The organism is Variovorax trehalosi, from assembly GCF_051216415.1.
Taxonomy (GTDB): Bacteria; Pseudomonadota; Gammaproteobacteria; order Burkholderiales; family Burkholderiaceae_C; genus Variovorax.
In genome coordinates, this window is the sequence record NZ_JBPJZG010000005.1 from 220,866 (window position 1) to 239,277 (window position 18,412).

16 protein-coding genes are annotated in these 18,412 nt (G+C 67.0%); 8 read left to right on the forward strand and 8 right to left on the reverse strand.

Translation table 11 applies throughout. The features are described from left to right. Positions 1-20: 20 nt before the first annotated feature. Positions 21-1,886 (reverse strand): PhoX family protein, encoded by a 1,866-nt coding sequence (locus ACSFA7_RS19970; RefSeq protein ID WP_435500985.1) that lies wholly within the window; start codon positions 1,884-1,886, stop codon positions 21-23. 98 nt (positions 1,887-1,984) lie between these two features. On the opposite strand from ACSFA7_RS19970, the gene ACSFA7_RS19975 reads away from it, so the two are divergent. Continuing rightward, the gene (locus tag ACSFA7_RS19975; RefSeq protein WP_435500986.1) at positions 1,985-2,812 is read left to right on the forward strand and encodes a crotonase/enoyl-CoA hydratase family protein; all 828 of its coding nucleotides are present in this window, start codon (positions 1,985-1,987) and stop codon (positions 2,810-2,812) included. Positions 2,813-3,100: 288 nt separating this feature from the next. After that, entirely contained in the window at positions 3,101-3,415 is a 315-nt protein-coding gene (locus ACSFA7_RS19980) for a hypothetical protein (RefSeq protein WP_013542063.1), read from the forward strand. 32 nt (positions 3,416-3,447) lie between these two features. Here the strand turns inward: ACSFA7_RS19980 and ACSFA7_RS19985 are convergent, their stop codons facing one another. From ACSFA7_RS19985 to ACSFA7_RS19995, 3 genes are all read right to left on the reverse strand, one after another. Then, positions 3,448-4,716 (reverse strand): acyl-CoA dehydrogenase family protein, encoded by a 1,269-nt coding sequence (locus tag ACSFA7_RS19985; protein WP_435500987.1) that lies wholly within the window; start codon positions 4,714-4,716, stop codon positions 3,448-3,450. Between the two features lie 85 nt (positions 4,717-4,801). Continuing rightward, positions 4,802-5,944, reverse strand: a complete 1,143-nt coding sequence (locus ACSFA7_RS19990; protein ID WP_435500988.1) for a DSD1 family PLP-dependent enzyme — start codon at positions 5,942-5,944, stop codon at positions 4,802-4,804. Between the two features lie 152 nt (positions 5,945-6,096). Further along, complete coding sequence (locus tag ACSFA7_RS19995) at positions 6,097-6,456, reverse strand: hypothetical protein (protein ID WP_435500989.1); 360 nt, start codon at positions 6,454-6,456, stop codon at positions 6,097-6,099. 159 nt (positions 6,457-6,615) lie between these two features. Here ACSFA7_RS19995 and ACSFA7_RS20000 point away from each other — a divergent pair, with 159 nt between their 5' ends. The 6 genes from ACSFA7_RS20000 (at position 6,616) to ACSFA7_RS20025 (ending at position 13,311) form a co-directional block, all read left to right on the forward strand. Next, the gene (locus ACSFA7_RS20000) at positions 6,616-6,882 is read left to right on the forward strand and encodes a hypothetical protein (RefSeq protein WP_435500990.1); all 267 of its coding nucleotides are present in this window, start codon (positions 6,616-6,618) and stop codon (positions 6,880-6,882) included. 117 nt (positions 6,883-6,999) lie between these two features. Next, positions 7,000-7,395: an acyl-CoA thioesterase gene (locus ACSFA7_RS20005; protein WP_435500991.1), complete on the forward strand. Its 396-nt coding sequence runs from the start codon at positions 7,000-7,002 to the stop codon at positions 7,393-7,395. Further along, a complete protein-coding gene (gene prpC / locus ACSFA7_RS20010) occupies positions 7,392-8,570 on the forward strand; it encodes a bifunctional 2-methylcitrate synthase/citrate synthase (protein WP_435500992.1) in 1,179 nt (392 codons plus the stop codon). Before ACSFA7_RS20005 ends, prpC begins: the two co-directional genes overlap by 4 nt. Positions 8,571-8,591: 21 nt before the next feature. Further along, on the forward strand, positions 8,592-11,216 hold the full coding sequence (gene acnD / locus ACSFA7_RS20015; protein WP_435500993.1) for a Fe/S-dependent 2-methylisocitrate dehydratase AcnD: 2,625 nt from the start codon (positions 8,592-8,594) through the stop codon (positions 11,214-11,216). Between the two features lie 22 nt (positions 11,217-11,238). Further along, positions 11,239-12,432, forward strand: a complete 1,194-nt coding sequence (gene prpF / locus ACSFA7_RS20020; protein ID WP_435500994.1) for a 2-methylaconitate cis-trans isomerase PrpF — start codon at positions 11,239-11,241, stop codon at positions 12,430-12,432. Between the two features lie 18 nt (positions 12,433-12,450). Then, positions 12,451-13,311 carry an isocitrate lyase/PEP mutase family protein gene (locus ACSFA7_RS20025; RefSeq protein ID WP_435500995.1) on the forward strand — a complete coding sequence of 287 codons (861 nt, stop codon included), beginning with the start codon at positions 12,451-12,453 and terminating at the stop codon, positions 13,309-13,311. 167 nt (positions 13,312-13,478) lie between these two features. On the opposite strand, the gene ACSFA7_RS20030 is transcribed toward ACSFA7_RS20025, so the two are convergent. The 4 genes from ACSFA7_RS20030 to ACSFA7_RS20045 form a co-directional block, all read right to left on the reverse strand. After that, positions 13,479-14,804 carry an NAD(P)/FAD-dependent oxidoreductase gene (locus ACSFA7_RS20030; RefSeq protein WP_435500996.1) on the reverse strand — a complete coding sequence of 442 codons (1,326 nt, stop codon included), beginning with the start codon at positions 14,802-14,804 and terminating at the stop codon, positions 13,479-13,481. Between the two features lie 79 nt (positions 14,805-14,883). Beyond that, positions 14,884-16,302 carry an aldehyde dehydrogenase family protein gene (locus tag ACSFA7_RS20035; protein WP_435500997.1) on the reverse strand — a complete coding sequence of 473 codons (1,419 nt, stop codon included), beginning with the start codon at positions 16,300-16,302 and terminating at the stop codon, positions 14,884-14,886. Between the two features lie 33 nt (positions 16,303-16,335). Next, positions 16,336-16,689 carry a cupin domain-containing protein gene (locus ACSFA7_RS20040; protein WP_435500998.1) on the reverse strand — a complete coding sequence of 118 codons (354 nt, stop codon included), beginning with the start codon at positions 16,687-16,689 and terminating at the stop codon, positions 16,336-16,338. A 228-nt stretch (positions 16,690-16,917) separates the two neighbouring features. Next, positions 16,918-18,396 (reverse strand): NAD-dependent succinate-semialdehyde dehydrogenase, encoded by a 1,479-nt coding sequence (locus tag ACSFA7_RS20045; RefSeq protein WP_435500999.1) that lies wholly within the window; start codon positions 18,394-18,396, stop codon positions 16,918-16,920. Positions 18,397-18,412 lie beyond the last annotated feature (16 nt).

Genomic DNA, 18,412 nt, shown 5'->3' on the forward strand with positions numbered 1-18,412 from the left:
GATGGGTGTCCTTCTTCTTGTCAGGTGCCGACGATACCGCCGTCGCGACGACGGATCGCAAGGGTCGCCGAGCGCGGCCGCGCGGAGCCCGGCGTGGTGCCATCGGGCCATGCGCTGTTGTGCGTGGCGCTGCCGTCGTCGCGCGCCTCGCCCGGATGCTGGATGTTCACGAACAGTGTGCGGCGGTCCGGCGTGACCACGCAGCCGGTGATCTCGCTGCCGTTCGGTCCGGTCAGGAAGCGCTTGATCCGGCCGGTGGCCGGGTCGGCGCACAGCATCTGGTTGTTGCCCAGCGACGCATAGGCGGGCTTGCCGATCACCTGGCCGCTCATGTCGGTCTGGATCCAGAGCAGGCCGCCGCTGTCGAAATGCAGGCCGTCGGGGCTGCCGAACATGTCGGCGTCGGCCGAGGGGTAGCGCGCGCCGCTGCCTTCCTGCGCGGGGTCGCCGGCGAGCGCGAAGTGGTCCCAGGCGAAGCCGGTACTCGCCGCATCGTTGCCATCCTCACGCCAGCGCAGGATGCCGCCGAAAAGGTTGTTGGAGCGCGGGTTGGCCGCATCGGGCGCGGGCTTGCCCGCGTCGCCGCGCTGGCTGTTGTTGGTGAGAGTGACGTAGACCTCGCCGCTGTGCGGATGCACGGCGATCCATTCGGGGCGGTCCATCTTCGTGCCGCCGACGATGTCGCCCGCGAGGCGCGCGTGGATCAGCACCTCGGCCTGGTCGGCAAAGCCGCTGGCTGCGCTCAGGCCGTTGCGGCCGTGCGAGAGTTCGAGCCATTGGCCGCGTCCGCCGGCGTCGTAGCGCGCCACGTAGAGCGTGCCGTCGTCGAGCAGGTGGCGATTGGCGGCGCGCGCGGGGGCGTCGGTGCCGGGGCGCACCTTCTCGCGGCTCGCGAACTTGTAGATGTATTCGAAGCGCGCGTCGTCGCCCATGTAGACGACCAGGCCGCCGTCTTTCGCGAGCGTGCAGGTGGCGCTCTCCTGGCGCTTGCGGCCCAGCGCCGTGCGTTTGACGGGCGTGGCGGCAGGGTCCAAGGGGTCGATCTCGACCACCCAGCCGAAGCGGTGCGGCTCGTTCGGGTGGCGGCTCAGGTCGAAACGCTCGTCGAAACGCCAGTACTCGACCCACTGCGAACCCGGGACCGTGCCGTAGCGGCGCTGCGCATCCGTCATGTCTTTCGCCGCATCCTTCGGTCCGCCGAAGTAGCCATGGAAGTTCTCTTCGCAGGTGAGGTACGTGCCCCAGGGCGTGACGCCCATCGCGCAGTTGGCGAAGGTGCCTAAGACCTGGTCGCCGGCCGGATTGGCGGCAGTGCGCATCAAGGGTGTGCCCGCCGCAGGGCCGGCGATGCACATGGGGGTGTTGCCATGGATGCGGCGCGCGAAGGGCGAGGGCTGCACTTGCTGCCAACCGGTGGGTGTGCGGCGGATCTCGATCACCGAGACGCCCATCGCGTGGAGCGACTTGCGCACCTTGTCCGCGGTCCACACCTTGACGCCGTCGGTGTGCAGCAGTTGCTCGTCGGTGTATTCGTGGTTCATCACGAGCAGGCCGCGCTCGCCGCGCGCATCGAGCGCGAAGAAGTGCATGCCGTCGTGGTGCATGCCGGCTTGCACCGCCTGGTCGGCCGCGCTGTTGGAGCCGTCCGGTGCGAAGGCCGGCATCTGGCCCGCCACACCGGTGGGCGTGCCCCAGGGATAGAGCAACTGCCATTCGTACTCGGGCGGCACGACGACGGCATCGCGCAGGGACACCGGCACGCTGGTGAACCCGGGCACGTTGCCGCTGCGTGCCGTGGAAGGCAGCGCGCAGCCCTGGCCGAGCAGCGCCACCACAGCGGCGGCAGAACCCGATTGAAGGAGAAAGTGACGGCGATCCAGCGGCATGGCGGGGTGTTGGGTAGGCGACAGCCGCCATCATCGCCCAGGCGCCGTGCCGGGCGATACTGGCCAAAACCCACAACGAAACCCGCAAGGAGACACGCATGAGCGATCGCATCGAATGGACCCGCCACCCCGACGGCGTGGTGGAACTGCAGCTGGCACGCGCCGACAAGATGAACGCGCTCGACCCCGCGATGTTCGATGCGCTGATCGAAGCCGGCGAGGCCCTGCGCGGCGACGCGTCGGTGCGCGCCGTGGTGATTTCCGGGCGCGGCAAGGCGTTTTGCGCGGGCCTCGACATGGCCTCGTTCGAGCGCATGCAGCAGGGCGCCGGCGAGGGTGTGCTGGGGGAGGGCGCGGCAGGGGCCGATCTGGTGAAACGCACCCACGGCATATCCAACGCCGCGCAACACGTCGCGATGGTCTGGCGCGACGTGCCGGTGCCGGTCATCGCCGCGGTGCACGGCGTGGCCTTCGGCGGTGGTCTCCAGGTCGCGCTGGGCGCGGACATCCGCATCGTCGCGCCCGACACGAAGCTGTCGGTGATGGAAATCAAATGGGGCCTGGTGCCCGACATGGCCGGCATGGTGCTCATGCGCGAGCTGGCGCGCAACGACGTGGTGCGCGAGCTCACCTTCACCGGGCGCATCTTCTCGGGCGAAGAGGCATTGCAGATCGGCTTTGCCACACGCCTATCGGCCGACCCGCTGGCCGAGGCGCTGCAGGTGGCGCACGAGATCGCGGGCAAGAGTCCCGATGCGATTCGTGCCGGCAAGCGCCTGCTCAATGCGGCCATGTCGCAGAGCGCCGCGGAGCTGCTGATGGCCGAATCGGTCGAGCAGAAGGCGCTGATCGGCAGCGCGAACCAGGCCGAAGCCGTGAAGGCCAACATCGAGCGCCGCGCACCGCGTTTCGATCCACCCGCCTGACCGGCAAGCCACCGCTGCGTTGCGTCGTCCGCGCTCCGAAAGAGAAGCGCGGCGCCTGCCTTTCCGAACGATTCACGCATTCCGGTTGCCGAATAAATTGGCACTTAACACACATCGGGTATCTATGTGTAAGAATTAAGTAGTTGTTTTATCGGGGGAATGGAAGGAAATGGAATCACTTTGTGTGCAGAAGGTCACGTCTTGTCGGGGAGTAGGCCCTTGGAAGGATGGCTCCTGAACGCGCACTCCTTAACAATCGACGGCTTTGCCTAGCGACGGCGGCCCCGCATGTCGACGACCACGTTTTTCTGTAACCTCAGCGTGCCCATCCTGGTGGGCGAGGATCGCTACAAGTACATCCCCATCGTCGGGGTTTTCCGCAGCATTCCGTTCGATCAAGTCGATGAGTGGGTGATGCATCCCGACGGCGGACCGCGCAGCGATCGCGAACTCGCGGCCGAAGTGCTTGTCGAGATCCGCAAGCCGCTCGGCGCGAGCGGACGCACCGCGCCGCATGCCTTCGATGTGGCCGACATCCTGCAACTGGATCGCGCTGCCGCGATCGTTGTCTCCACTTTCCTGGCCGCGCTGCCTCGCGTCTGAGGCCTGCGCCTTCCATCTCCTTCGTTGCGCCGTCAGGCCGCAATCGCCCCCACCGCCCAGTAGAACGTCGGCCTCGCTCCGTTGAGCAGGTGGTCGCCGACCACGCGCCCCTTGTAGATCGTCGGGTTGTGCGATGCCAGCGTGCGTGCGTTGCGCCAGTGGCGGTCGAGCCGGCGGTCTTCCTGCAGCGCCGAGGCACCGCCGATGTCGAAGAGCCGCGTGCCCGCCTGCAGCACCGCATCGACGATGCCGGCCTGCGCTTTTGCAGTGTTGAGCTCCGCCTCGAAGAGCAGGCTCTCTGGAACGATTTCGCCGCGCTGGCGAAAGCGGTCGACCTCGCCAAGCCCGCGTGCCACGGCCTGCACGGTGGACGCCGCGATGAACGCGGTGCTCGCGAGCTGCCCGATGACCTGCTGCACCAGCGGATCTTCGCGCGGGGTGTCGCCGCTGCCGTGGCTGTAGACGCGCTTGCGCGGCTGCACGAAGGCCACCGCGTCGCGCACGATGGCGCGTGCGATGCCCGCCAGCGTGGCGAGATGCGTGAGCTGGAAATGCGCGGTGAGCGGGGTCGGTTGGTCGCGCACGTAGAGCAGCACGTTCTCGGGCTTCACCCGCACGTTGCGAAAGCGCGTGGTGCCCGATGCGCTCAGCCGCTGGCCGAAGCCGCGCCAGTCGTCCACGCGCTCCACGCCATCGGCTTCCGAGGGCACGAGCGCGATCACGCGGTCGCTGCTGCCGTCGGCGTTCAGGCGCTGGGCGGAGACCGAAATCCAGTCGGCGTAGAGCGTGCCGGTGCTGTAGTACTTGTCGCCGTCGAGCCGCCACGCATCGCCGTCGCGCGACAGCGTGGTTTGTAGCGCGCCGAGCGCGCCTTCGCCCAGTTCGGTGGTGGCATTGCCGAAGATCACGCCTTCGGCCGCAAGCCGCATCCACGGGCCATGCAGCGACGGGTCGATTTCCGCGAACAGCCGCTCGATGAAGCCGAAGTGCGCGCGCAGGATCTGCGGCAGGTTGGAGTCGGCCTCGCCGAGCTCGATGAGCAGGTCGTACAGCTGCTCGACCGAAGCGCCGATGCCGCCGTATTCGACGGGCACGCGCAGGGCGCCGAAGCGCTCGGCGTTGAGCCAGGCGACCGGTTCGTAGGCCAGTTCACGGTCGTTCTCGCGCTGCGCCGCATGCACGGCGATGCGATCGAAGATCGGGCGAAAGCGCGCGAGGAGTTGCTGCGACGAAGGTGAGGAAGGCGCTGCCGGCGCAGCGTCGGCGCGCGTCGGGCGCGGCGTGTCTTGGAGGATGGCCATCGGACCGGACTGTGCCCCGGCCGCACCCGTCTTGGGAAATACGCTTTCCGAGTTTCCTTATGCCGTGTGCGTCGCCCGCAACGGACTATCGCTTCCCGCGCGCGTCCACCGGCCAGATCGCCACCAGCGCGCCGCCTTCGACCACGTGATAGACGTCGTGCAGGTTCACCGTCGGATCGCAGTGTGGCGTCACGAACTCGATGCGCGTGCCGAGCGCGGGGCGCGGCCCCGCCGGCATCAGCTTGCCGTGCTCGTCGCCGAAGAAGGCATAGCGGCTCGCGGCCTCGGTGCCGCGTGCGACCAGCGGCACGCCGCCGTCGGTGGCGAAGCACTTGGTGCCGCCGTCCACCGTGACCCACTCCGCCGCATTGGTGCTGACCACGGCCGTTTGCACGAACAGCGCCACCTCGAAGGGCGAGGGCTCGGTGCCTGCGGCCAGCACCTGCGTGTATTCCGCGTCCATGAAGACATAGGAGCCGGCCTGCAGTTCGGTGAAGGCGTTCTGCTCCGAATCGAGGTCGTGGGTGCCGGTGCCGGCTCCGGTGACGATCTCGAAATTGAACCCCTTGCGCCGTGCCGCCGCGACGATGCCCGCCACGGTTTCGCGCAGGCCCGCGGCCGCGGCGCTGCGTTCTTCGCGCGCCACGATGTGCTGCAGGTTGCCCGCATAGGCCTGCAGGCCGCGCAGCCGCAGGCCCGGCTCGCCGGCGATGGCGGCGGCCAGTGCGAGCACCTGTGCCTCGTTCGCGGCACCGGTGCGGTTGTAGCCGGCGCCGTAGTCCACCAGCACGGGCAGCGGATGCAGCAGCCCGCTCGCGGCCCGGGCCAGGTCGGCCACGTTGGCCAGGTTGTCGGCCACCACCATCACGCCGCCGGGCGCTGCGCGCTCCGCCAGCTTGACGAGGCGTGCGATCTTGCTCGGCGTGACGGCGGGCGAGGTGATCAGCACGCTGCGGATGCCGCCGTCGACCATGATTTCCGCCTCGCCCAGGGTGACGCAGCTCACGCCGATGGCGCCTGCGGCCACCTGGCGCCGGGCGATCTCGACCGACTTGTGGGTCTTGACATGCGGCCTGAGGCCGATGCCGCGTGCCTTGGCAAAGGCGGCCATGCGTTCGATGTTGCGGGTCATGGCCGGCAGGTCGATCAGCAGGGCGGGCGTGTCGAGCAGGTGGCGGCCGCCGGGAACGCCGATCAGTGGCGAATTGGCGTGCAGGGGTCTGGGCATTCTCTTGTCTTCCTTTGTTCTTGGATTTGGATGTGCGATGCGTGGGTGCATGCATGCGAAATGATCGCATCCAAATATCGCACGATCCGTTGGTATGTGAATGGCCGCCGCTGCGCAATGAGACAGCGCGCGGCGCCGAAGCCTCGAAGGGGCTACCGCGTCCGCTTCGCTGCGCTGGTCGGCACGCCGGTGTCGCCTTCGAACCTTGAGTCGCGCGGCCGCAGCGCCAACCACCACAGCAGCGCCGCATTGACCGCCCAACTGCCTGCGAGCAACAGCAGCGCGGTGTTCGCCACACCAGGCGAAAGGTCGAGCGTCAGCAAGCCCAGCGACCACGGCAGCCCGCCCGCGATGGCGACCAGCATGCCCACATCGCTTTCTGGCACGACCGCGCTCCCCAGCACGCAGACCACGCCGGCGACCGTATAGATCGACGCCGCAATGCGCCAGCCGGAGCGAAAAGACAGTGGTGAACGCGCCGTGGACATGACCCGAGCATCGCCGATTGCCATGTCAGCCGTGAAGGCTGGATACGCGCAGGAACGTAGTGTTTTGGCGACGGTTCATCGACCGGTCTGCCAACCAAGTCACGATCGCGGCCCCGCGCTGCGGCAGCAGAACCTTCACGGCCGTTTCGCGCGACTGTCACCTGACCGCGCCACCATGCGCCCATGGCTGGCCAACTCATCTCCATTGCCCTCACCGTCGACCAACACGACGCCGGGGATTATTTCTGGGTGCTCCTCGAATCCTTCGACAACTCGATGGAGTTCGAGCCGCTGATGGAGGCCGCGACAGGTTTCGCAACGTACGGCGATGCATTGCAGGCGGGCTATGTCGTGCTGAAGGGGCTGTCGGAGGACCTGGGCGTCGGGCCTCGGGAGGAGGGCGACGATTCGAGCCTGATGGCAATGGACGACATCGGGGACGCCGACTGACGCGTCGCATCGCGGCAAGGGTTGTTCGCAAGATTCGCAATACCGGGTCATCGCCTTCGCAATAGTTCGCCCTTTCAGTCCTTATGCGAATCGCGGTTTCTGCGTAGATTGCGAAGCATGACGACACTCATTGGAACCACCGAAATCCGCGAACTGGTGCTGCCGGTGCATGCCAATCACCGCGGCACGCTCTTCGCCGGCCAGGGCCTGCAACTGATGAGCAAGGCCGCATTCCTGGCTGCACGCGGCCTCGCGCAGCGCGAGGTGGTGATGGCCGGCGTGACCAGCGTCGCCTTTCTCTCCCCGGTGCCGGTGGGCTACCAGCTCCTCCTGCGCGGCTGGGTCAGCCGCATCGGCCGCTGCTCGATGACCGTGTGCGTGACCGGCATCGCCGACGTGCCGGGCGTTCCGGCGGAAGAAGTCCTCAAGGGTGTGTTCGAGATGGTGGCGGTCAACGCCGCCGGCCGCCCCACCGGCATCGATCGCTCTTATCTGAACAAGGAAACCGCATGACCACCACCACGACCCAAATCGCTGCACCAGCCGCATCCACGGGCTTCAAGCCCAAGAAGTCCGTCGCCCTCTCGGGCGTGACTGCGGGCAATACGGCGCTGTGTACCGTCGGCCGCACCGGCAACGACCTGCATTACCGCGGCTACGACATTCTGGACATCGCCGAGGTCTGCGAATTCGAGGAAATCGCCCACCTGCTGGTGCACGGCAAGCTGCCCACGCGCGCCGAACTCAAGGCCTACAAGACGCGGCTGAAGGCCATGCGCGGCCTGCCGGCCAACGTGAAGGCCGCGCTGGAGAGCCTGCCCGCCGGCGCCCATCCGATGGACGTGATGCGCACCGGCGTCTCGGCGCTGGGCTGCGTGCTGCCCGAGAAGGACGACCACAACCTGCCCGGCGCGCGCGACATCGCCGACCGCCTGATGGCCTCGCTCGGCTCGATGCTGCTGTACTGGTATCACTGGAGCAGCCAGGGCAAGCGCATCGAGGTGGAGACCGACGACGATTCGATCGGCGGCCACTTCCTGCACCTGCTGCACGGCCAGAAGCCCTCCGAGGCCTGGGTGCGCGCCATGCACACCTCGCTGAACCTGTACGCCGAGCACGAATTCAACGCCTCGACCTTCACCGCGCGCGTGATCGCCGGCACCGGCAGCGACATGCACTCGGCCATTGCCGGCGCCATCGGCGCGCTGCGCGGCCCCAAGCATGGCGGCGCGAACGAAGTGGCCTTCGAGATCCAGAAGCGCTATGACGCGCCCGATGAAGCCGAGGCCGACATCCGCCGCCGCGTGGAGGCCAAGGAGGTCGTCATCGGCTTCGGCCACCCGGTCTACACGGTGAGCGATCCGCGCAACGTGGTGATCAAGGGCGTGGCGAAGTCGCTGTCCGAGGAGGCCGGCTCCACCAAGATGTTCGACATCGCGGAGCGCCTGGAGACCGTGATGTGGGAGGTCAAGAAAATGTTCCCCAACCTCGACTGGTTCAGCGCGGTGAGCTACCACATGATGGGCGTGCCCACGGCGATGTTCACCCCGCTGTTCGTGATCGCGCGCACCAGCGGCTGGGCCGCGCACGTGATCGAGCAACGCGTGGACAACAAGATCATTCGCCCGAGCGCCAACTACACCGGTCCGGAAGACCTGGCGTTCGTGCCGATCGCAGCGCGCGTCTGAGAGGCTTCCCGATTCCCCCCGATGAACCCACGACACAGAAAACAACTCTCCGGCACCACGCTGGACTACATCGACGCCCGCGCTGCGGTCGACGCGCTGCGACCCGGTGCCTGGAACACGCTGCCCTACACCGCGCGCGTGCACGCCGAGAACCTTGTGCGGCGCTGCGACCTGGCCATCCTCGACGAATGCCTGCTGCAGCTCATCGAGCGCCGGCGCGATCGCGACTTTCCATGGTTTCCCGTGCGTGTGGTATGCCACGACATCCTGGGCCAGACCGCGCTGGTGGACCTGGCAGGTTTGCGCGATGCGATCGCGGCCGAGGGGGGCGATCCGTCGCAGGTGAACCCCGTGGTGCCGGTGCAGTTGATCGTGGATCACTCGCTGGCCGTGGAGTGCGGAGGGTTCGATCCGCAAGCCTTCGAGAAGAACCGACAGATCGAAGACCGCCGCAACGAAGACCGCTTCCATTTCATCGACTGGACCCAGCGCGCCTTCGCCAACATGGAGGTGATCCCGGCGGGGAACGGGATCATGCATCAGATCAATCTGGAGAAGATGTCGCCGGTGGTTTACGTGCAGGACGGCCTGGCTTTCCCCGACACCTGCGTGGGCACCGACAGCCACACGCCGCACGTCGATGCCCTGGGCGTGATCGCGGTGGGCGTCGGCGGCCTGGAGGCCGAGAACGTGATGCTGGGCCGCGCCTCGTGGATGCGCCTGCCCGACATCGTCGGCGTGGAGCTGACCGGCCGGCGGCAGCCGGGCATCACCGCCACCGATATCGTGCTGGCGCTCACCGAGTTCCTGCGCAAGGAAAAGGTGGTCGGTGCGTACCTGGAGTTCTTCGGCGAGGGCACGCGGGGCCTCACGATCGGTGACCGCGCCACCATCTCGAACATGTGCCCCGAATACGGCGCCACTGCCGCGCTGTTCTACATCGACGACCAGACGCTCACGTACCTGCGGCTTACCGGCCGCGAGGACGCGCAGGTCGCGCTGGTCGAGACCTATGCGAAGACCGCCGGCTTCTGGGGCGATGCGCTCGCGACCGCGAGCTACGAACGCGTGCTGAAGTTCGACCTCCCGAGCGTGGTGCGCAACATGGCGGGGCCCTCCAATCCGCACCGCCGCCTGCCGACCTCGCAACTGGCCGAGCGCGACATCGCCGTCGGCCTGGCCGAGGCCCGGCGGCAGGAGGCGGCGGGGCTGATGCCCGATGGCGCCGTGATCATCGCGGCCATCACCTCGTGCACCAACACCTCGAACCCGCGCAACGTGATTGCCGCGGGCCTGCTGGCGCGCAACGCCAACAGGCTGGGCCTGAAGCGCAAGCCATGGGTCAAGTCGTCGCTGGCGCCGGGCTCGAAAACGGTGGAGCTCTACCTGCGCGACGCCGGCCTGCTTACCGACCTGGAGCAGCTCGGCTTCGGCATCGTCGCCTTCGCCTGCACCACCTGCAACGGCATGTCGGGTGCGCTGGACCCGAAGATCCAGCAGGAGATCATCGAGCGCGACCTCTACGCCACTGCGGTGCTTTCGGGCAACCGCAACTTCGACGGGCGCATCCACCCGTATGCGAAGCAGGCCTTCCTGGCCTCGCCGCCGCTGGTGGTGGCCTACGCGATCGCGGGCACGATGCGCTTCGACATCGAGCGCGACGTGCTGGACGTGGTCGACGGCAAGGAGATCCGCCTGGCCGACCTGTGGCCGAGCGACGAGGAGATCGACGCGATCGTCGCGGCCTCGGTGCGGCCCGAGATGTTCCGCCAGGTGTACGAGCCGATGTTCGCGATCCATGCGGACAGCGGCGAGAAGGTGAGCCCGCAGTACGACTGGCGACCGCAATCCACCTACATCCGCCGCCCGCCGTACTGGGACAGCGAAGGCGTGGGTGCGTTGGCGGCCGTGCCGCGCACGCTGCGCGGCATGCGGCCGCTGGCCATCCTGCCGGACAACATCACGACCGATCACCTGTCGCCTTCCAACGCGATCCTGCTGGACAGCGCCGCCGGCGAGTACCTGGCGAAGATGGGCCTGCCGGAAGAAGACTTCAACTCGTATGCCACGCACCGCGGCGATCACCTCACGGCGATGCGCGCCACCTTCGCGAACCCGCAGCTCGTCAACGAGATGGCGGTAGTCGACGGTGTGCAGAAGAAGGGATCGCTTGCGCGCATCGAGCCCGAAGGCAAGGTCGTGCGCATGTGGGAGGCCATCGAGACCTACCTGAACCGCCGGCAGCCGCTGATCATCGTGGCCGGCGCCGACTACGGGCAGGGGTCGTCCCGTGACTGGGCCGCCAAGGGCGTGCGCCTGGCCGGCGTGGAGGCCGTAGTGGCCGAGGGCTTCGAGCGCATCCACCGCACCAACCTGCTGGGCATGGGCGTGATGCCGCTGGAGTTCAAGCCCGGCACCACGCGGCTCACGCTGGGCCTGGACGGCACCGAAACCTATGACGTGGTCGGCGAGCCCAGGCCCCGCGCCGACCTCACGCTGGTCGTGCACCGGAAGAACGGCGAGGTCCTGCAGGTGCCGGTCACCTGCCGGCTCGACACGGCCGAGGAAGTGTCCATTTACGAGGCGGGCGGCGTGCTGCAGCGTTTTGCGCAAGACTTCCTGGCCGAGAACAGACTCGCAAGCTGAGACAACACTCATCCAAAAAGCCATGGCATCCGTTCCCCAGATCAAGATTCCCGCCGTCTACATGCGCGGCGGCACCAGCAAGGGCGTGTTCTTTCGCCTGCAGGACCTGCCCAGGCAGGCGCAGCAACCCGGCGCGGCGCGCGACGCGCTCCTCTTGCGCGTGATCGGCAGTCCGGACCCCTACGCCAAGCAGATCGACGGCATGGGCGCGGCCACCTCGTCGACCTCGAAGACCGTGATCCTGTCGCGCTCCACGCGGCCGGACCACGACGTCGACTACCTCTTCGGCCAGGTCTCCATCGACAGCGCCTTCATCGACTGGTCGGGCAACTGCGGCAACCTGTCGGCGGCGGTCGGGCCGTTCGCGATTGCGCAGGGGCTGATCGACCGGGCGCGCGTGCCGCAGAACGGCATCTGCACCGTGCGCATCTGGCAGGCCAACATCGGCAAGGCCATCGTGGCCCATGTGCCGATCGCCGAGGGCGAGGTGCAGGAGACCGGCGATTTCGAACTCGATGGCGTGACCTTCCCTGCGGCCGAGGTGCCGCTGGAATTCATCGACCCGGCCGACGAGGGCGATGGCGAAGGCGGCGGCGCGATGTTCCCAACCGGCAAGGTCGTCGAAGACCTCGAGGTGCCCGGCGTGGGCACGCTCAAGGCCACGCTGATCAATGCGGGCATTCCCACCATCTTCATCAACGCCGCCGAGATCGGCTACGCCGGCACCGAGTTGCAGGACGCGATCAACAGCGATGCGAAGGCGCTGGCGATGTTCGAGACCATCCGTGCATACGGCGCCGTGAAAATGGGCCTGATCAAGGACATCGCCGAAGCGGCGAAGCGTCAGCACACGCCCAAGGTCGCCTTCGTCGCGCCGCCCAGAGACTACACGGCCTCCAGCGGCAAGTCAGTGAGGGCAGGGGATGTCGACCTGCTGGTGCGTGCGCTGTCGATGGGCAAGCTGCACCACGCCATGATGGGTACGGCCGCGGTCGCCATCGGCACCGCGGCGGCGATTCCGGAAACATTGGTGAACCTGGCGGCCGGCGGCAGCGAGCGGCAGGCCGTGCGCTTCGGCCATCCGTCGGGCACGCTGCGTGTCGGCGCCGAGGCGCGCAAGGTCGATGGTGCATGGGTGGTGACGAAGGCCCTGATGAGCCGCAGTGCCCGTGTGTTGATGGAAGGCTGGGTCCGCGTTCCCGGCGACAGTTTCTGATTGATTGGAATTTTTCGAATGTCCACCCGCAAGCAACTCAAATCCCTCGCCGAGGCCCGCCGCGGCCTGATCGTTCCCGGCGCGTTCAATGCGCTCTCGGCCAAGGTTGTCGAAGACCTGGGTTTCAAGGCGATCTACATCACCGGCGCCGGTGTCACCAACATGTGGTTCGGCATGCCCGACCAGGGCTTCATGGGGCTCTCCGAAATTGCCGACCACACGGCGCGCATCCGCGACGCGGTGTCGGTGCCGCTGATCGTCGATGCCGATACGGGTTTCGGCAATGCACTGAACGTACGTCACACGGTGCGCACGCTCGAGCGTGCAGGCGCCGACTGCATCCAGTTCGAGGACCAGGTGGCGCCCAAGCGCTGCGGTCATTTCTCGGGCAAGGAAGTGATTTCCACGGAGGAGGCGGTCAGCAAGATCAAGGCGGCCGTCGATGCGCGGCAGGACCAGGACCTCCTGATCATGGCCCGCACCGATGCGGCCGCCGTGCATGGCTTCGAGGCGGCGGTCGAGCGGGCGCAGAAGTTCGCGGAGGCTGGCGCCGACATCCTGTTCGTCGAAGCGGTCACCACCGCGGAGGAGATTCGTGCGCTGCCCCAGCGCCTTGCCAAACCGCAACTCATGAACATGGTGATCGGCGGCAAGACACCGATCTTCAATGCGACGGATCTGGGTGACTTGGGCTACGGCATCGTGCTGTACGCCAATGCGGCGCTGCAAGGGGCCGTTGCCGGCATGCAGAAAGCGCTGACGGTGTTGCGCGATGAAAAGCAGGTGCTGGAATCCAGCGGGCTGGTCACGACTTTTGCCGAACGCCAGCGGTTGGTCGGCAAACCGGAGTGGGATGCGCTGGAGAAGCGCTATACGTGATGGGGTAGGGGCCCAGTAGCCGGGACTGGCTGCAGTAGAAATGTTCCTCGGGCTGTTTCCCCACTTTGATTGGGCTTGTCCCGGGTGCGGGGGTGTCGAGGAGGCTCATACGCCGACCGCCCGATCCCCCAAAGCTCGCGGTGGCGACCAGGCGGCCGCGGCGTGGTCTAGAAGTCCGAGACCTTGCCCCAGGCCGAAGAGAGGAATCGGTCCGGGTGATACGGGCGAGGGTCGACAAGGGGTTCTGCACCGCTGACGATGTCGGCGATCAAGTGCCCGGCCCCCGGCCCGATACCGAAGCCATGGCCGCTGAACCCAGCCGCCAGCACGAGCCCACGCAGGTTCGTGATCTCGCCGATGCCCGGGACGCCGTCGGGCGTGCTGTCCACATAGCCGGCCCAGGATGCGGTGACCGAGCTTCCCGCCAGCGTCGGCATCAATTCGACCGCGCGCTTGTACGTGAGGCGGACAGCCGATGCGTCTGCCTTCGGGTCGAGGACGCGCATCCGCTCCATCGGCGTCGGCTTGTCGAGCCGCCAGCGGGACCAGGCTTCATGGCCCGAACGGACGCCTTCGAGTCCGCCGGGCGCGAGATTGCGCCATCGCCGCTGGAACATGGGCAGGAACTGCGGTGCAAAGCGCAAGAGCTGCAGCGTCGGGTCCACGCGTCCACGGCCGCTGATGGCCAGCGCGTATCCGCCGTTCAAGCGCCGCGTCATCGAGACGCCTGTCGTGTGGAGCGCAGGCGGAATCTCCTTGCTGCCCGTGGCAACCGACAGCATCGTCTGCCGGATCGATGCCTGCGGAAACCGGATGCCGTATTGGTGGCAGAACGAGGATGCCCAGGCGCCACCGGCGAGCACCGCGACCTTGGTTCGAATGGTTCCGCGCTCGGTGACCACGGCCGAGAGTCGCCCGCCTTCGGTCTCGAGGCCTCGCGCCGCGCAGCTCTGGTGAATCGTTCCGCCGAGCTTCATCAGGGCCCGCGCCACGGCAGGGGCCGCTCGCGATGGGTCTGCGGTGCCGTCGGTCGGCGAGAAGACGCCTCCCTTCCAGGGCTTGCCGCTGGCCCGACCGTGTCGAGCCGCCTCGTCGGCCGTCAGCATGTGGGTTTTCACGTCGACGGTGCGCGCAAACTCTCCCCAGCGCGCCCAGCCGTCCAGCTCCTTCTCGCTGTTGCTGAGGTACAGCAACCCGCATCTCTGGAACCCCGTGACTTCACCGGTTTCTGCGGTGAACTGCTCCCACAGGTCCAGGCTCTTCGTGGCCATCGGCAACTCGCGGGCGTCCCGGTTCTGCTGACGGCACCAACCCCAGTTGCGGCTCGATTGCTCGGCGCCGACATGCCCTTTTTCGACGAGCGCGACCTTCATCCCACGCTTGGCCATGTAATACGCGGCAAAGACGCCGATGATGCCGCCGCCGATCACGACAACGTCGGCATGCGTCGGCAGTTCTGGACTGGACTCGACGGAAACTAGAGGTGCGGGCATTCTTGTGATACCGGTGAAGGTTCGGTGAAAACTTGAGGGCAGGTTTGATTTCGCGTGACGCCGCTTCCTGGAAGCAAGGTCAATAGCCGAGGATTGCCTTGGTTTCGAGATATTCCTCGAGCCCATGGACGCCATATTCGCGGCCATTGCCGGACCGCTTGTATCCACCGAACGGCGCATGGCTGTTCCACGCCGGATAGTTGATGTGCACCTGGCCGGCGCGAAGTTGCTTCGCTACGCGCTGCGCTCGCTCCCGGTCGCCAGACTGCACGCTGGCGCCGAGGCCATAGACCGTGTCGTTCGCAATCGCGATGGCCTCTTTCTCGTCCCGATAAGGAATGATGACCAGCACGGGGCCGAAGATTTCTTCTTGCGCCACCCTCATGTCGGGCGTCACATCGGAAAACACGGTCGGCTGTGCAAAGTAGCCATGCGTCAAACCGGCGGGCCTGCCCAGACCGCCGCAGACCAGCCTGGCGCCGTCTTCGATTCCGCTGGCCATCAGCGCCTGCACCCTTGCATATTGCGCAGCGTTTGCAATGGGACCCATCGACGTCTTTTCATCGCGCGGATCGCCCACCGCGATGCCCGCCACCGCCGCTCGTGCCAATGCTTCCACCTCGCTCAGGCGTGATGCGGGCACCAGCATCCGTGTCGGCGCGCTGCACGACTGGCCCGCGTTGCGCATTCCCGCCAGCACGCCCTTGGCCACGCCTTGTTCGAAATCGGCGTCGTCCAGGAACAGGTTCGGCGACTTGCCGCCCAGCTCCTGCACGACGCGTTTCACCGTCACCGCGGCCGCCTGGGCCACGAGCACACCGGCGCGCGTCGATCCGGTGATGGAGATCATGTCGATATCGGGGTGCGCCGCCAACGCCGCACCGACCACATCTCCCGTGCCCCCGACCAGGTTGAAGACGCCGGCCGGCGTGCCGGCGTCGTGCATCACTTGCGCGAAAAGCTGCGCACTGTAGGGCGACAACTCACTGGGCTTCAGGACGACCGTGCAGCCCGCGGCGATCGCTGGCGCAACCTTGGCGGTGATCTGATACAGCGGCCAGTTCCATGGCGTGATCAGTGCACACACGCCGATCGGCTCTTTCGAAATGGCGAGGTCGCCATCCAAGGAGAGAAACCTGTAGCGTTGAAGCACTTCCATTTGGGCGCGAACATGCGCGATCCCGAAGGGCACGTGGGCCGCCCTGGCGAATCCGATGGGGGCTCCCATCTCCGCCACGATCGCTTGCGCGAACAACTCCGCGCGTTCCTCCAGCAGCGCCAGGATTCGCCCCAGGAGCGCAAGCCGCTCCTCGACGGAGCTTCGCGAAAACGTCTCGAAAGCGCGCCGGGCCGCGGCGACAGCCAGGTCCACATCCGTCGACGAGCCGGCTGCGACGTGTCCGATGATCTGTTCAGTGAACGGATCGACGACCGCAATGCTTGCGGTATCGGTGCGGTCTTGCCAACCCCCGTCGATGTAGAAGCGGGCGTCGTCCATGAGAGTTTCAGTTGTCATCACGGCGCTTTCCGGTCAAGCCATGACCCACACCTTGCGGACGGTTTCGATGGTGCGCCACGTCCCGACATAGCCCGGCTTCATGATGAAGCAATCGCCGGCCTTGTAGGTCAACGGGACCTGGCCTTGTTCCGTGATCTCCACCACGCCCGAAAGGATCAGGCAGAACTCCCACGTCTCTCCCTTGATGGAGTGATTGACGCCGACTGTCGACTCAAACACCCCCGCACGAACCTTGCCGTCTTTCGCACTGTCCACGTCCCAGTTGCGGCATACGACATCGCCCTCGATGACGCGTTCCGTCGGCGGGCGGTATTCACGCGGTTCGCCGAGTTGGTCGAGGTTGAAAGGGACAAGAAGCTTGGACATGTGAAACCCTGTTCGCGTTGGTCGGATGGTGGACCAATGCTAGAAAAATTCCTGCCGCGTTGATGCTGAACCATCGGCCGATAACAGCGGGAAATATGTCTTTGCGAGCGCGCACTGATGGATCGTGCGGTGGCCGTTGGTTCGTCGAGAAGGAGGTGCAGTCCACCGACTGATTCGGTAGCCTGCGGTTCGGTTTTTCTCGATGCAGCCGGGGCGAACGATGCGCCGCTACAGCTGCCCCTGGCACACGTACTTGATGTGCATGTAGTCGTCCAGGCCATGCACGGAACCCTCGCGGCCGTAGCCCGATTCCTTCACGCCGCCGAAGGGCGCCGCCTCAGCGGCCAGCGCGCCTTCGTTGATGCCCACGATGCCCGATTCGAGCGCCTCGGTCACGCGCCAGATGCGGCGCACGTCGGTCGAGTAGAAGTAGGCGGCGAGGCCGAAGGGCGTGTCGTTGGCGGCGGCGATCACCTCGGCCTCGGTCTCGAAGCGCGTGACCGGCACCACCGGCCCGAAGGTCTCCTCGCAGCTGCATTCCATGCTGGCGTCGGCGTTCACCAGCACGGTCGGTGCGTAGTAGTTGGGGCCGTCGCAGCGCGCGGAGCGCAGCCTCTCGCCGCCGACCGCGATGCGCGCGCCCCGGGACACGGCATCGCGCACGTGGCGCTCGATCTTGTCGACCGCGCGCGCGTTGATCATCGGGCCGATCTGCGAATCAGGCTCGGTGGCCGGGCCGACCTGGAGCGCGCCCACGCGCCCCGCCAGCTTGTCGACGAAGGCGTCGTGCACCTTGGCCTGCACGAACACGCGGTTCGGGCACACGCAGGTCTGGCCGCCGTTGCGGAACTTGGCGGCCATCAGTCCTTCGACCGCGGCATCGATGTCGGCGTCCTCGAACACGATGAAGGGCGCGTTGCCGCCGAGCTCGAGCGACAGCTTCTTCAGCGTATCGGCCGAGGCGCGCGCGAGGTGCTTGCCGACGGGCGTGGAGCCGGTGAAGCTGATCTTGCGCACGCGCGCATCGGCCAGCCACACATCGACCACCTCGGGCGTGCGCTCGCGTGACGCGGTGACGATGTTGAGCACGCCCGCCGGCACGCCCGCTTCCTGGGCCAGCTTCACGAGCGCAAGCGAAGTCAGCGGCGTGTCTTCGGCCGGCTTGCACACCACGGTGCAGCCCGCGGCCAGCGCGGGCGCGATCTTGCGCGCGATCATCGCGGCCGGAAAATTCCACGGCGTGATCGCCGCGACCACGCCCACCGGCTCCTTCAGCGCGAGCATGCGGCGGCCGGTCACGGGTGCGGGAATCACCTCGCCGTTGGCGCGCGTGGCCTCTTCGGCAAACCATTCGACATAGCTGGCCGCATAGGCCACTTCGCCGCGGCCCTCGGCCAGCGGCTTGCCCTGTTCGCGCGAGATCAGGCGGCCCAGGTCTTCCTGGTGCGCGAGCATCAGGTCGTTCCAGCGCTTGAGGATCTGCGCGCGCTGCTTGGCCGGCACGGCGCGCCAGGCGGGGAAGGCAGCATGGGCCGCATCGACCGCGGCGCGCGCATCGGCGGCCGTGCCGTCGGGCACGCTCGCGAAGACGCTGTCGGTGGCCGGGTCGGTCACGTCGAGGCGGCGGGCATCGCTGGCGTCGCGCCATTCGGCGCCGATGAGATGACGGCCCGGCAGCAGATCCTGGCGTTGGAGAGTGAGTGGCATGGTCGAAAGATTGATG

Bases quoted from the DNA above. Each gene is read 5' to 3' on its own strand.
- ACSFA7_RS19970 (WP_435500985.1), bottom strand. From the start codon at position 1,886: ATGCCGCTGGATCGCCGTCACTTTCTCCTTCAATCGGGTTCTGCCGCC.
- ACSFA7_RS19975 (WP_435500986.1), top strand. From the start codon at position 1,985: ATGAGCGATCGCATCGAATGGACCCGCCACCCCGACGGCGTGGTGGAA.
- ACSFA7_RS19980 (WP_013542063.1), top strand. From the start codon at position 3,101: ATGTCGACGACCACGTTTTTCTGTAACCTCAGCGTGCCCATCCTGGTG.
- ACSFA7_RS19985 (WP_435500987.1), bottom strand. From the start codon at position 4,716: ATGGCCATCCTCCAAGACACGCCGCGCCCGACGCGCGCCGACGCTGCG.
- ACSFA7_RS19990 (WP_435500988.1), bottom strand. From the start codon at position 5,944: ATGCCCAGACCCCTGCACGCCAATTCGCCACTGATCGGCGTTCCCGGC.
- ACSFA7_RS19995 (WP_435500989.1), bottom strand. From the start codon at position 6,456: ATGGCAATCGGCGATGCTCGGGTCATGTCCACGGCGCGTTCACCACTG.
- ACSFA7_RS20000 (WP_435500990.1), top strand. From the start codon at position 6,616: ATGGCTGGCCAACTCATCTCCATTGCCCTCACCGTCGACCAACACGAC.
- ACSFA7_RS20005 (WP_435500991.1), top strand. From the start codon at position 7,000: ATGACGACACTCATTGGAACCACCGAAATCCGCGAACTGGTGCTGCCG.
- prpC (WP_435500992.1), top strand. From the start codon at position 7,392: ATGACCACCACCACGACCCAAATCGCTGCACCAGCCGCATCCACGGGC.
- acnD (WP_435500993.1), top strand. From the start codon at position 8,592: ATGAACCCACGACACAGAAAACAACTCTCCGGCACCACGCTGGACTAC.
- prpF (WP_435500994.1), top strand. From the start codon at position 11,239: ATGGCATCCGTTCCCCAGATCAAGATTCCCGCCGTCTACATGCGCGGC.
- ACSFA7_RS20025 (WP_435500995.1), top strand. From the start codon at position 12,451: ATGTCCACCCGCAAGCAACTCAAATCCCTCGCCGAGGCCCGCCGCGGC.
- ACSFA7_RS20030 (WP_435500996.1), bottom strand. From the start codon at position 14,804: ATGCCCGCACCTCTAGTTTCCGTCGAGTCCAGTCCAGAACTGCCGACG.
- ACSFA7_RS20035 (WP_435500997.1), bottom strand. From the start codon at position 16,302: ATGGACGACGCCCGCTTCTACATCGACGGGGGTTGGCAAGACCGCACC.
- ACSFA7_RS20040 (WP_435500998.1), bottom strand. From the start codon at position 16,689: ATGTCCAAGCTTCTTGTCCCTTTCAACCTCGACCAACTCGGCGAACCG.
- ACSFA7_RS20045 (WP_435500999.1), bottom strand. From the start codon at position 18,396: ATGCCACTCACTCTCCAACGCCAGGATCTGCTGCCGGGCCGTCATCTC.